A 13187-nucleotide genomic window follows, 5' to 3' on the forward strand; every position below is an offset into this window, starting at 1 on the left:
ATTGCGGCGCGATTCATCCAGTATGAAGACTCTGGAGCAGCGCGCCGCTTGGTGTTAGCCCTGATCGAGGACGCGGGTGGCGCTAGGCGCGCCACCGCGTTTTACAAAGATCAGTTGCCGTAGGGGTCGAAATCGAAGTACTTCTTGGCAATCGTGGCATAGGTGCCATTGCTGCGGATGGTCTTGATCGCTTCGTTGATCTGCTTTTTCAGGTCGCCCTGGTTCTTGCGCAGCGCAATGCCGATGCCATCACCGTAGTACTTGGTCTCGTACTGGTCCGGGCCCTTGTAGCCGTAGTCAGCGCCTTCGGGCTTGCGCAGGAAGCCGCCGTTGACTTCGACCTTGTCAGCCACGGTGCCGTCGAGGCGGCCGGACTTGATGTCCAGGTAAACCTGGTCCTGGGCTTCATAAGGCACGATGGTCGCGCCTGCGGGCTTGAGCTCGCCATTGGCCCACTTCTCTTGGGTCGAGCCCTTGAGCACGCCGATCTTCAGGCCCTTGGCCGAAGCCGGGCCCTTGTATTCCACGCTTTTCTTCAGCACCACGGCGCTGGGCGTCTTGTAGTAGCGGTCGCTGAAATCGACCACGCGGCGGCGCTCGTCGGTCATCGACATGGAGCTGACGATGACGTCGTATTTCTTGGCTTGCAGGCCGGGGATCATGCTGTCCCAGACTTGCTCGACGAACACGCACTTGCGCTTGATCTGCTCGCACACCGCCTTGGCGATGTCCACGTCAAAACCGGTGACTTCGCCTTGGGGCGTCTTGTAGGTAAACGGTTCGTAGGTCGGGTCGACAGCTACTTTCAGGTCTGCAGCAAAAGCAGGGGCGGCGATAGCGGCCACTGCCAGTGCGATCAAGGTTTTACGCATAGTGAATCCTCGGATCCGAATGTTGATAAGGTGGCTAGCATGCTAGTGCTTTTGCTGCCCGCCGTCGGGCTCTGATATCGGCTTGTGGCGACCCGGCGACAGCTCTGCGCTGTGCTTTGTGGCAAAGCGGCGAGCTTGTGCGCATTATCACCAGCCTAAACGGCCATTGAGCGCAAAAATTGACGTTGAAGCGTCAATTTTTACGCCCTATCCAGGGAAACACTAATAAGTATGGGTTGTGACGGTCGATTTGATCGTCTATTTTGTCGAAACGTCCGCGCTTACTTCTTCCAGTAGCCTGGGCGAATCAGCAGGCTGTGGACGCGGTAGGGCGCCTTTTCCTCAATGCCGATGTCCATCGGCACATAGGCCTTGTCGCACTGCAGCAGGTAGCTGGTGATGTAAGGGGTGGGGCTGGTCATCTGCGCGCCGACCTTGCAGCTGCCCACGCTTTGGTGCACGTCGTTGAACACCTGCTTCATCTGGTCGGCCGTGACCTGCTTGTTGAAGTCTTCGGTGAAAGTCTTGGCATCGGGCACGGCGGCCTTGCCTTCAAAGGCGGCGAGCAGCGCCTGGAAACGCTGGGCCAGCGCCTTTTCAGCAGCCGGGTTGGGCGCAGGGGCCTGGGGCGCTGCCTCGGCTGCGGGCGGCGTGGCTGCCGCTGCTGGGTTGGCCGCTCCCTGGCTGCTTTGGGCTTGGGCCGCCAAGGCGGCGCAGGCCAGTGCGGTGGACAACAGGGCGTGGCGGGACATACGGTGCATGCGGGTTTCCTTGGTGTGGTTTTGCATCGGGCCATCCTAGGCGCAGTGGGCGCGCTGGTGGTAACACTTGGTGTTTAGATGCAGGGGCTAAAAGTGGGGGCGGAGGGCCGTTTTCGGCGCCTGTCTCGCAGCCCAGAACGGGCGAGCCAGGCATCTTCATCGGATGCCGCTCTGCGTGGACCTCTACTGTGGCGCGCGGCCGGCCAAGGTGGGGCCATCCGATGCCGTAAGAGGGCTTGAGAATTGGCCTACATAGTGGGTCGATGCAAAAGCGGGCAAACCCTGTGCCCATGCGCTTGTGCGGCACGCGGCCATGGCCCGGCCTGGCCCGCTTTCATCTTGGCGACCCGGTTTTTGCGCTGTTGCGGCTAAGGTGTCGCGCAGTGATAGGCAACCCCATAAGGACATAGAGATGAATGGCGCACACAGTCTGGTCAAGACTTTGCTGGCTGCAGGTGTGGATACTTGCTTTGCGAATCCCGGCACCAGCGAGATGCACTTTGTAGCAGCTTTGGACCAGATCCCCGGCATGCACTGCGTGCTGGGCCTGCAAGAGAACGTGGTCACCGGCATGGCCGATGGCTACTACCGCATCGCCCGCAAACCCGCCTGCACCTTGCTGCACTGCGGCCCGGGCCTGGCCAATGGCCTGGCCAATTTGCACAATGCGCGCCGCGCGCGCAGTGGCATTGTCAATATCGTGGGCGACCAGGCCACCTACCACCGGCCTTTTGACGCGCCGCTGACGGCTGATACCGATGGCCTGGCGCGCGCCGTATCGGGCTGGGTGCATACCAGCACGCACAGTGCGGACCTGGGCCAGGATGCGGCGATGGCCGTGCGTGCGGCCTCGACCTTTCCCGGGCAAATCGCCAGCCTGATCTTGCCGGCCAATGTGTCCTGGGACGAGGGCGGTGTGGTGGCGCAGCCGCTGCCCCTGCCTGCGCCGCCCGCAGTGGATGGCCATGCGATCGATGAAGTGGCAAAGCTGCTGCGCCAGGCGGGCGGCAAGGCCTTGATTCTGCTGTCGGGCGCGGCGGTGTTTGCGCCGGCCCAGGCGCTGGTGTGGCGGCTTGCGCAGGCCAGCGGCGCTGCCGTGCTGGCCGAGTACGGCGCTTCGCACCTGCAGCGCGGCCAGGGCCGCATGGCGCTGGAGCGGGTACCCTATGGCATGGAGGCCGCGATCAAGACCCTGGCCCGGTTTGAGCACATCATCCTGGTGGGCGCCAAGCCGCCGGTGGGCTTTTTTGCCTACCCCGGCCTGCCGTCGACCCAGTACCCTTCGAGCGCCCAGCTGCATGTGCTGACGCGCCCCGAGCAGGAGCCGCTGGCCGCGCTGCAAGCCCTGGTCGATGCGCTGCAGGCGCCGCAGGCCGCCATCCCCGATGCGGGCCCCCGGCCCGAGGCAGCGACTGGCGCGCCCACGCCCGAGGGCCTGGCGCGTACCGTGGCCGCGCTGATGCCCGAGGGCGCCATCGTCTCGGACGAGAGCATCTCCTACGGCCGGGGCTTTTACCCGCACACCCATGCCGCGCCGGCGCATGACTGGCTGCACCTGGCTGGCGGCGCGATTGGCGATGGCATGCCGGTGGCGACCGGCGCGGCCATTGGTGCGGGCAAGCAGCGCAGGGTGATCAATCTGCAGGCCGATGGCTCGGCGATGTATTCGCTGCAATCGCTGTGGACGCAGGCGCGTGAGCAGCTGCCTGTCACCACCATCGTGCTGAACAACAGCCGCTACAACATCCTGATTGGCGAATATAAGGGCGTGGGCGCCACGCCGGGCGCCACCGCCATGCAGATGCTGGACCTGGGCAACCCGTCGATTGGCTGGGTGAAGCTGGCCGAAGGCATGGGCGTGGAAGCGGCGCGCGCCACCAGCATGGAGGACTGCGCCCAGCTGATGCAGGCCAGCTTTGCTAAATCCGGCCCGTTCTTGATTGAACTGATAATTTAATAAATTCTGAACATACAGGTTTGGAAGTCACCTACACTGCTGCCTGACCATGCTCCAACGCCTGCGCAGCCGCCCACGCTTTTCCGCCGTCATCACGGCGGTTTTTGCGTTGCTGCTGCTCGTGGCATCGGTGGCGGGCGTGCAGGTGCGTGTGCTGGCGCAGCCCATTGCCGCGGTGCTGGCGGCCGATGTCTGCAGCGTCAATGCGCCGGCGCTGGATGTGGCGCTGGCCCATGGTGACCACCAGACCTTGGATGATCTGCTGGCCGATGGCAGCGACAGCCATGCCAGCCACAGCGCGCACAGCGCCCATGGCGCTGATTGCGTGCTGTGTATCGCCATGGCGCTGCCACTGGCCTTTGCCGCCGATGTGCACCGGCCAGCGGCCCCTGCTTTCCACGCGCAGTGGCAGGCCCAGGCGGCGCACAACCCCCAGGCGCCGGGCGCACCGCTGCCCGCGCGCGGCCCGCCTCCCGTCCTTGTCTAACGCACTTATGCCGCAGTGATGCTGCCGCTGCTCTCCGCGCCCATCGCGCGGGGAGGGCAGCCGCGCAACCTTGCGGCCCATGGGCCTCTTCGTCATGTCTGCTTTAGCCGCCTTCGCTGCGGCCGGCTGGGCATGGCTGCGAGTGCCTCCACCACATTGATGCAAGCCGCTGCGCCCTGCAGCGCTTGCTGCGAGAGACATTGATGACTTCCTTCTTTTTGGCAGCAGCGCCTGGACTGCGCCTGCCTGCCCCGCCACGCGCCCGCTTGCAGCGACCGCAGATGGCGCTATCCGCGCTGGTCTTGGCCACCAGCTCTGCCTGGGCGCAAAGCCCTGCTGCACCATCGCTACCTGCGGCCAGCGTGCCTGAGATCAGCCTGCAGGAGACCGTGGTGACAGCGGTGCATGAACACTCCCCACTGCAGGTGGTGGCCGATCCCAAGCAACCGCGACAACCGGTGCCGGCGAGCGATGCGGCTGACTATCTCAAGAGCATTCCAGGCTTTTCGGCCATCCGCAGTGGGGGCTCCAACAGCGACCCGGTGTTCCGGGGCCAGTTTGGCTCACGCCTGCCGGTATTGACCAATGGGCAGACCTTGCTGGGTGCATGCCCGGCGCGCATGGATTCGCCCAGCTCCTATATCTCGCCCGAGACCTACGATGTGCTGACGGTGGTCAAAGGCCCGCAGACGGTGATCTGGGGGCCGGGTGCATCGGCCGGAGTGGTGCGCTTTGACCGCGAACGGCCCGAATTGGACAGCGGCCAGGTGCGCCTGTCTGCCAGCCTGCAAGGCGGCACCGCGGCGCGCAGCGACCAGAACATCGACCTGCTGGCCGGCAATGCCGCGTACTACCTGCGCCTCACGGCCAACCATTCGCAAAGCAAGGACTACCGCGACGGCGATGGCCAGCGCGTGCCCTCGCACTGGGACAAATGGAACACCGATGTTGCGATTGGCTGGACGCCCGATGCCAACACCTGGCTGGAGCTGAGCGCGGGCCAAGGCGATGGCGAGGCGCGCTATGGCGGCCGGGGCATGGACGGCACCCAGTTCAAGCGCGAAAGCTATGGGCTGCGGCTGGAGAAAAAGAACCTGGGCGAGCGCTGGACCAAGCTGGAGGCGCAGCTGTACTACCACCGCGCCGACCATGTGATGGACAACTTCAGCCTGCGGCCCTTTGTGCCGGAAGGCGGCATGTCCATGCCGATGGCGGCCAATGTGCGGCGCACCACCACCGGCATGCGGGTCGCAAGCACCTGGCAACTGGGCCCGCACACCGAAGCGGTGCTGGGCGTGGATGCCATGGGCAGCCCGCACGACAGCCGATCGGGCACGGCCATGCAGTCCTACCGCAGCAAGCCCTGGGCGCGGGATGCCAAGTTCAGCAACCAGGGCCTGTTTGCGCAGGCCACGCAGCACCTGGGTAGTGAAGACATGCTCGTCGCCGGCCTGCGGCTGGACCGCGCCCAGGCCTGGCGCACCCCCAGCAAAGGCGGTATGGGTGGCATGGATGGGATGGGTGATATGGGTGGTATGGCGGGCATGCAGGCCATGGCGGGCATGGATGGCAGCATGGCCGCCACGGCCAGCAACCACCGCGAGCGCAGCGCCATGCCCAGTGGCTTTCTGCGTTGGGAACGGGCCCGCGCCGATGGCAGCACGCTCTACGCCGGTATCGGCCATGTGCAGCGCTTCCCGGATTACTGGGAGCTGATATCGCCGAGCAACAGCGCAGCCGACAAGGGCGATGCCTTCAACCGCCTGCAGCCGGAGAAAACCACGCAGATCGATGTGGGCGCGAGCTGGAAGGGGGCGGACTGGCAGCTGTGGACCTCGGCCTATGTCGGCCAGGTGCAGGACTATCTGCTGTTTGACTATGCCGGCATGGCCGCCAACGTGCGCAATGTGCAGGCGCGCACCGCTGGTGCCGAGCTGGGTGGCAGCTACCGGCTGAGCCCCGGCCTGACCGCCCAGGCCACCCTGGCCTACAGCTGGGCCCGCAACCGCAGCGATGGCAAGCCGCTGCCGCAGATGCCGCCGCTCGAAGCCAAGCTGGGCCTGGACTATCGGCAAGGCCCCTGGAGCGCGGGCGCGCTGTGGCGCCTGGTTGCCGCGCAGCACCGCTATGCCAGCGGCCAGGGCAATGTCGTGGGCCAGGATCTGGGGCCCAGTGCTGGCTTTGGCGTGCTGTCGCTCAATGCCGGCTACAAGATCAGCGAGCAACTGCGCCTGACGGCCGGCATCGACAATGTCTTTGGCAAGACCTATGCCGAGCACCTGAACCTGGCTGGCAATGCGGGCTTTGGTTTCCCCGGTGGGGTGCGCATCCATGAGCCGGGTCGCACCTTGTGGCTGCGGGGCGACTTGAAGTTCTGAGGCAGGCCTGCGCTGCTGCCAGCCAGGTGCTGGCGGCGGCGCTGCGGCTTTGGACTCTTTGAACAGGTTCTTACAACGGTACGCGCAGAAAAAGCACAATCACTACGCCCAGCGCCAGGTTCAGCGCGACGAGCTGGCGAATCTGGCCCAGGGCCTTGCCGCCTGCCGGCCAGTCCTGGGCGTTGACGGCGCGGTCCAGGCGCTTGAACAGCGCAAAGCGGATATGGCCAAACACGGCCATCATTGCCAGGCCCAGCACGGCCATCACCATCCAGGGGACGGGCATGCTGAATTTGGCACTGGCCTGCGCGGCCATCTGGTGGACCAGGCCCATCATGCCGATGCCCGACAGCAGCACGGCGGCGATGATGACCAGCACCACGGCAAAAAAGCGCCCCAGCACATCGCGCATCAGCATCAGGCGCTGAGGGGGTTCGAGCTGCTGCAGCGCAGGGCGCAGAAAGAAATGTGCAAAAGCCATGCCGCCCAGCCAGACGATGATGGACAACAGGTGCACGGTTTTGAGAATGATGTAGAGCATCGGGGGGCGCCGTTTAGTTTTGTGTGGGGATGCGCTATGGTACGCGCCAAGCCGCCCCGGCTGGGGATGCGGGCCTGCTTTGAGAGGCGCTAACATAGCCCAGCAAACCGAAGGTTTGCGGTTGAGACGAGGCTTCAAGCCGCAGACAGTACAGACGTACGGCAAGGCTTGAGAACGAAGTATCAACGGTTATGTCAGTGACTCTAAAAAATACCCATGCTTAAACCTGCTGCCAAGGCTTCGCCCAGCTCGCGGCAGCGCTGCAGATCGTCTGCGCCAATCTGCTTGGTCGCCGCAATGGTCTCGGGCGTTTGGGCATGGGTGCAGACAATCAGCGGCTCGGCAATGGGCTTGAGCCGCCAGCCGGTTGCGATGCGGGCAATCTGCCTTGCCGCGTTGCTGCCATCGCTGCCAGCGCAGATGAGGGCGGCATAAGGCCGGCCCTCAATGCGGCCCAGCGCCGCGTAGTAGCAGCGGTCAAAAAAGTCCTTCATCAGCCCGCTCATCGCAGCCAAATTCTCGGGGCAGACAAACAGGTAGCCGCTGGCGGCCAGCACATTGGCAGGCCCGGCATCGGGCGCGCACAGCAGGCGCACTTGCACACCCGGCTGGCTGGCCGCACCGGCGTGCGCGGCCTCGGCCATCTGGCGGCTGCCATCCGTGTGGCTGTGATAGACGATCAGGAGTTGGGGACTGTCCATGGCTGCAAGCATAGTGGCAAAGGCAGCTGTCATGTGCAGGACGCAGGGCTGCACCATCAGTTGCGCTGCATGCTAGATTGGCTGATCGCTATCGAGGCTTGGCCACAAAGGCATACCACCATGAACGCAGTGTTTGAACGCATCTCCACCAGCTTCCATGCCCAAGGGCTGATGCAGACCCTGGGCGCGAGCCTGCTGTCCGTGCAGCCGGGGGAGGTGCAGATTGCGCTGCCCTACCAAAAGGCGCTGTCGCAGCAGCATGGTTTTTTGCATGCCGGCGCCGTCAGCAGCGTGGTGGACAGCGCGGCAGGCTATGCGGCGCTGACGGTGGCGGCCGAGGGCTATGAGGTGGTCACGGCCGAGTTCAAGATCAACCTGATGCGCCCGGCGATTGGCGAGCGCTTTGTCGCCATTGGCAAGGTGGTGAACGCCGGCAAGCTGCTGACGGTGTGCAGCGGCGAGGTGCTGGCCTATGGCGCAGATGCGGCAGTGCCACCCAAGGTAGTGGCGCTGCTGCAGGCGACGATTGTCAATGTGAAGTACTGATCTGACGCACCAGCAGCCCACCAGGGCTGCTGCAGCTGCGCCTTCCGATCACGTGCTCAGTCCTGCCACTGGAACAGCGGCGGCTGCTTGGCTACAAAGCGGGCAATGGCCTCCTGGTGGAAGGCGCTTTCGCGGCACAGCGTCTGGGCCAGCGCTTCTTGCTGGTAGATCTCGTCGCGCTGGGTCTCAAAGGCGCGGTTCATCACGCGTTTGGTGTAGCCCATGGCCTCGGTCGGTGCGCTGGCAAAGCGCTCGGCAAAGGCCAGGGCGTCGGCCAGCACGTCTTCGCTGGTGATCTTGTAGACCATGCCCATCTGCTGCGCCTCGGGGGCGGCGACGACGCGGGCCGTGAAGGCCAGCTCCTTGGCCGCTTGCAGGCCCACCAGGCGCGGCAGCAAATACATGCCGGCCAGATCGGGCACAAAGCCGATCTTGGCAAACACGCAGCAGAACTTGGCAGACGGTGCGGCCAGCACAAAATCGCCTGCCAGGGCCAGCGACAGGCCGGCGCCAAAGGCGCTGCCCTGCACGGCGGTGATGACGGGCTTTTCCATGTCCAGCAGCTCGTCAAACCAGCGGTGCAGGCCCAGCATGCGGTTGCGGCTGTCAAACACATCCTGCTTGCCGGCAACGGCCGCTTGCATGCTCTTGATATCGCCGCCGGCGCAGAAATGGCCGCCGGCCCCCGTCAGCACCACGGCCTTGATCGCGCGGTCATCGCGCACCTGTGGGATCAGGCGGGTGAAATCCTCGCGCATCTGCTCGTCGAGCGCATTGCGGGCCTGGGGGCGGTTCATCGTCAGCACGGCGGTGGTGCCATGCATGCTCAGGGTCAGGGCGGTCATATCAGTCGGTTTTCAACAATAAAACGGTAAGGCAAGCCAGCGGCGGGAGCGGGGGCTATTCGGCGCGGATACCCAGCTTTTGGGCCACCGGTATCCAGCGTTCGCGCTCGGAGGCCACAAACTGCCCCCATTCTGCGGTGCTGCCCGCAATCGGCTGCGCACCTATGCGACGCAGGCGCTCTTGCACATCGGGCTTGGCCAGGGACTGGTTGATGGCCCGGGCCATGCGCGCCACCGCGTCAGCGGGCGTGCCGCTGCGGGCCACCACGCCAAACCAGGCGCTCGCCTCGGTATCGCCAAAGCCCAGCTCGGCCAGGGTGGGCACCTGGGGCAGTGCTGCAAAACGCTGTTTGTCCAGGATGGCCAGCGGCACGATGCGCCCGCCAATCGCCTGCTGCATGCAGGAGGGCAGCGCGTCGAACATGATGTCCACATTGCCGCCCATCATGCTGGTGATGGCCGGTGCACTGCCGGAAAACGGCACATGCGTCACCTGAAAACCCATGCGCTCGGCGGCATATTCGCCCGCCAGGTGGGTGATGTTGCCGCTGCCGGCCGACCCCATGCTGAGCGTCTTGCCCTGGCGCTGCGCCTGCTGGGCGAGCGTGATCAGCGCGCGCAGATCGCTGGCGCCCAGGTCCTTGCGGGTGACCAGTAGCAAAGGCGCCTTGCCCAGGCCCGCGACAGGCACAAAATCCTTGACCGGGTCATAGCTCATCTTGGCGTAGATGGCGCTGTTGATGACCAGCGGCGCATTGGAGCCGACAAAGAAGGTGAGCCCATCGGCGGGGGCGCGCAGCGCGGTCTCGGCCGCAATCATGCCGGCGGCGCCGGCCTTGTTCTCGATGACGATGGGCTGCCCTGTGCTTTGGCCCACATCCTGGGCCACGATGCGGGTGATCTGGTCGGCGGCGCCGCCTGCGGGGTAGGGCACGACCCAGCGCAAGGGGGCATCGGCCGCGCGTGCCAGCCAGGGGCTGGCCAGGCTGGCGGCTGCGCCCCATTGCACAAGACGGTGGTGGAACTGGCGTCGGGATACGGGCATCAACTGTCTCCTAGGCAGCATGTAGTTATCGGCATGTGGGGCGCTGCCTGCCCCAGCATCCATGCAGGCTAGGGCCGTTTTTGGGCAGCGTCCAATACCAAATTGCACTCAGCTGATATGCAGGCGCATGCGGGCTTTAACCGTATGCTCTGGCTCATTCGGCGCACAGCGCTGACCACATCGAGACCTACCCGGAACCAGGAGCCCTTTCCATGACTGCATTTTTGAAGTACGAACAGCAAGGCCATGTCGTTACCCTGACGATGAACCAGCCCGAGCGCCGCAATCCGCTGACCGGCAACACGGCGGTGGCGGAGATCCTGGCCGCCTGCGAGACCATTGCGGCCGACAGCAGCGTGCGGGCCGTCATCCTGACGGGCGAGGGCCCCGCGTTCTCGTCGGGTGGCGACATCAAGACCATGCAGCAGCAGTCCTTTGGCGATGTCGATGGCATGCGCATCCGCGATGACTACCGCCGTGGCATCCAGCGCCTGCCGCTGGCGCTGTTCAACCTGGAGGTGCCCACCATCGCGGCGATCAATGGAGCGGCGGTGGGCGCGGGCCTGGACCTGGCCTGCATGTGCGATCTGCGCGTGGCCTCGGACAAGGCCAAGTTTGCCGAGAGCTTTGTGAAGATGGGCATCATCCCCGGCGACGGCGGTGCCTGGCTGCTGCCCCGCGTGATCGGCATGGCGCGCGCGGCCGAGCTGTCGCTGACCGGCCGCATGATTGATGCCGCCACCGCCTTGCAGTGGGGCCTGGTCTCGCAGGTGGTGCCGCCCGAGGAATTGCTGAACGCCGCCAACGCCCTGGCCAGCGAGATTGCGGCCAACCCGCCCCAGGTCACCCGCATGACCAAGAAGCTGATGCGCGAAGGCATGCACCAGAGCCTGGCTTCGTTGCTGGAGCTGTCAGCCGCCTACCAGGCGCTGGCCCACCAGACGGCTGACCACCGCGAAGCGGTGACTGCCTTCTTGGAAAAGCGCACGCCTGCGTTTAAGGGCTAAGCAGTCCGTCTTCCTGGTCCGCGTTCCGCTAGCCGAAGGCTTGTTGGATCTGGCCCGCCAGCTGTAAGGCCTGCGCCTCGCTGGTGATATTGGCAAAGCCCATCAGCAGGCCTTGGCGAGGGGCTGCGTCGATATACCAGCGCGACAGCGGGTGCGTGGCCAGGCCCTGTACGCGGGCGCGCTGGGCCACCAGGCTGTCGTTGTCGCCGTCCTGGATCTGGCCGAGCAAGTGCAGACCGCCGGGCTGCAAGTCAATGCGCAGGCGATCGCCCAGCACTTGCTGAAAACTGCGCTGTGCGACTGCGCGGCGCTCGGCATACAAGAGCCGCATCTTCTTGAGGTGGCGGGCAAAGTGGCCCTGGGCCATGAAGTCGGCCACGCTGGCCTGCAGCAGATAGGGGCAGCCGGCATTGAGGTTGGAGCTGACGGCCTGAAAGCGGGGCACGACCTCGAGCGGCACCACCGCGTAGGCCAGGCGCAGGCCGGGAAACATCACCTTGCTGAAGGTGCCGGCGTAGATCACGCGGTCCTGCCGGTCCAGGCTTTTGAGGGCGGGCAGGGGCCGGCCCTGGTAGCGGAACTCGCTGTCGTAGTCGTCTTCGATGATCCAGCTGCCCGCCTCGCTCGCCCATTCGAGCAGCGCCATACGCCGGTCAAGTGACAGGGTGACGCCAAGCGGGCTCTGGTGCGAAGGCGTCACCATGGCAAATTTAGCATACGGACTGAGCTGGCGACCCGCATCGACCTGCAGGCCCTGGGCATCGACGGGTACGGGCACGATCTGTACGGCGGCATTTTGCAAAAACGGCCGCGCCAGGATATAGCCCGGGTCCTCAAACCAGAAGGCATCGCCAGGGCTGGCCAGGCTGCGCAGGCTCAGCTCCAGGGTGTTGCGCAGGCCGGTGGTGACGAAGACCTGCTCGGGCACGCAGGTCACGCCGCGCGAGACCGCCAGGTAGGCCGCAATGCGCTGGCGCAGCTCCTCATCGCCTTGCGGGTTGGGGTAGGCCAGGCGGTAGGGCTCGCTGCTGCGCAGGCGGTGGGTGACCAGCCGGTTCCAGACCTTGCGCGGAAAGGCATCGATCGCGGGCAGGCCCAGTTGCAGGGGGCGGGGCTGCAGACCGTCGTGGTCCACGATATCGGCGGCCGGTGGCCGGGCGATGGCTTGCGGCGCCGGGGCCGTGGCAGCCGGGGGCAGGCTCGGTGATATGACGGTGCCCGCCGCGCCGCGCCCCTGGAAGTAGCCTTCGTCGGCAAGGATGCGGTAGGCCAGATCGACGGTGCCGCGCGCCAGGTTCAGCTCGGTGGCCAGCGCCCGCGACGCAGGCACCCGGTCGCCGGCGCGCAGATGGCCTTGCGCAATGGCGGTCTTGAAGCGCTGGCAGATCTGCAGGTACATGGGCAGCTGCAGGCTGCGGTCCACCTGCAGTGGCAGCGCATGTAGGGGATCGGTGTGGGCGGGGTCTGAAATCATGGCATCCCTATCTTGGCCTAGTCATTTTTGCATTTCTTGGCTCTTTTGGCTTGGCCAAGACAACTGCATACTGCCTATCAGCAACGGAATTCACCGACGCAACCCAGCCATGGAGATAGCTATGCAAACCCGACTCGACTTCTACACCGCCGACCCCGCCATCATGAAGGCCCTGATGGGCGTGGAAAACCAGATTGCCAAGGGCAGCCTGGACATTCTGCTCAAGGAACTGGTGCGCCTGCGCGCCTCGCAGATCAATGGCTGCGCCTTTTGCCTGGACATGCATGTGACCGATGCGGTCAAGGCCGGCGAATCCAGCCGCCGCCTGGCCACCGTGGCCGCCTGGCGTGAGACGCCGTTCTTCAGCGACCGCGAACGCGCTGCGCTGGAGTGGACCGAGGCGCTGACCCTGGTCTCGCACAACCATGTGCCCGACGCCGTCTGGGAGGCCGTGCGCCCCCACTTCACGGATGCCGAGCTGATGGAGCTGACGGCAGTGATCACCTCGATCAACAGCTGGAACCGCTTTGCGATTGCCTTTCGCAAGATGCCGGTTTAAGAAGCTAGCTCCCG

13 protein-coding genes are annotated in these 13187 nt (G+C 65.1%); 6 read left to right on the plus strand and 7 right to left on the minus strand.

Features of this window, described 5'->3' with window-relative positions:
• Window positions 1-110 precede the first annotated feature (110 nt).
• Entirely contained in the window at window positions 111-872 is a 762-nt protein-coding gene (locus F0Q04_RS12055) for a transporter substrate-binding domain-containing protein (protein ID WP_116926885.1), read from the minus strand.
• A 281-nt stretch (window positions 873-1153) separates the two neighbouring features.
• Entirely contained in the window at window positions 1154-1633 is a 480-nt protein-coding gene (locus F0Q04_RS12060) for a hypothetical protein (protein WP_133248187.1), read from the minus strand.
• A gap of 412 nt (window positions 1634-2045) precedes the next feature.
• On the opposite strand from F0Q04_RS12060, the gene F0Q04_RS12065 reads away from it, so the two are divergent.
• From F0Q04_RS12065 to F0Q04_RS12075, 3 genes are all read left to right on the plus strand, one after another.
• Complete coding sequence (locus tag F0Q04_RS12065; protein ID WP_182340795.1) at window positions 2046-3590, plus strand: acetolactate synthase large subunit; 1545 nt, start codon at window positions 2046-2048, stop codon at window positions 3588-3590.
• 49 nt (window positions 3591-3639) lie between these two features.
• Window positions 3640-4077, plus strand: a complete 438-nt coding sequence (locus F0Q04_RS12070; protein WP_182340799.1) for a DUF2946 family protein — start codon at window positions 3640-3642, stop codon at window positions 4075-4077.
• 203 nt (window positions 4078-4280) lie between these two features.
• Window positions 4281-6455: a TonB-dependent copper receptor gene (locus F0Q04_RS12075; RefSeq protein WP_420093958.1), complete on the plus strand. Its 2175-nt coding sequence runs from the start codon at window positions 4281-4283 to the stop codon at window positions 6453-6455.
• 70 nt (window positions 6456-6525) lie between these two features.
• Here the strand turns inward: F0Q04_RS12075 and F0Q04_RS12080 are convergent, their stop codons facing one another.
• Together F0Q04_RS12080 and F0Q04_RS12085 are read right to left on the minus strand one after the other, a co-directional pair.
• Window positions 6526-6996 carry a CopD family protein gene (locus tag F0Q04_RS12080; RefSeq protein WP_182340802.1) on the minus strand — a complete coding sequence of 157 codons (471 nt, stop codon included), beginning with the start codon at window positions 6994-6996 and terminating at the stop codon, window positions 6526-6528.
• A 203-nt stretch (window positions 6997-7199) separates the two neighbouring features.
• Window positions 7200-7697: a flavodoxin family protein gene (locus F0Q04_RS12085; protein ID WP_116926985.1), complete on the minus strand. Its 498-nt coding sequence runs from the start codon at window positions 7695-7697 to the stop codon at window positions 7200-7202.
• Between the two features lie 120 nt (window positions 7698-7817).
• Between F0Q04_RS12085 and F0Q04_RS12090 the strand changes: the two genes are divergently transcribed.
• On the plus strand, window positions 7818-8243 hold the full coding sequence (locus tag F0Q04_RS12090; RefSeq protein WP_182340805.1) for a PaaI family thioesterase: 426 nt from the start codon (window positions 7818-7820) through the stop codon (window positions 8241-8243).
• A gap of 56 nt (window positions 8244-8299) precedes the next feature.
• On the opposite strand, the gene F0Q04_RS12095 is transcribed toward F0Q04_RS12090, so the two are convergent.
• Window positions 8300-9088: an enoyl-CoA hydratase/isomerase family protein gene (locus F0Q04_RS12095; RefSeq protein ID WP_116926879.1), complete on the minus strand. Its 789-nt coding sequence runs from the start codon at window positions 9086-9088 to the stop codon at window positions 8300-8302.
• 55 nt (window positions 9089-9143) lie between these two features.
• The gene (locus tag F0Q04_RS12100) at window positions 9144-10133 is read right to left on the minus strand and encodes a Bug family tripartite tricarboxylate transporter substrate binding protein (RefSeq protein ID WP_182340808.1); all 990 of its coding nucleotides are present in this window, start codon (window positions 10131-10133) and stop codon (window positions 9144-9146) included.
• Between the two features lie 212 nt (window positions 10134-10345).
• Here F0Q04_RS12100 and F0Q04_RS12105 point away from each other — a divergent pair, with 212 nt between their 5' ends.
• Complete coding sequence (locus tag F0Q04_RS12105) at window positions 10346-11140, plus strand: crotonase/enoyl-CoA hydratase family protein (protein ID WP_116926877.1); 795 nt, start codon at window positions 10346-10348, stop codon at window positions 11138-11140.
• 28 nt (window positions 11141-11168) lie between these two features.
• Here F0Q04_RS12105 and F0Q04_RS12110 read toward each other — a convergent pair whose 3' ends face one another.
• On the minus strand, window positions 11169-12614 hold the full coding sequence (locus tag F0Q04_RS12110; RefSeq protein ID WP_182340811.1) for a PLP-dependent aminotransferase family protein: 1446 nt from the start codon (window positions 12612-12614) through the stop codon (window positions 11169-11171).
• A 121-nt stretch (window positions 12615-12735) separates the two neighbouring features.
• Between F0Q04_RS12110 and F0Q04_RS12115 the strand changes: the two genes are divergently transcribed.
• A complete protein-coding gene (locus F0Q04_RS12115) occupies window positions 12736-13173 on the plus strand; it encodes a carboxymuconolactone decarboxylase family protein (protein ID WP_182340814.1) in 438 nt (145 codons plus the stop codon).
• Window positions 13174-13187: the final 14 nt, after the last annotated feature.

Source organism: Comamonas koreensis (assembly GCF_014076495.1).
Lineage (GTDB): Bacteria > Pseudomonadota > Gammaproteobacteria > Burkholderiales > Burkholderiaceae_C > Comamonas > Comamonas squillarum.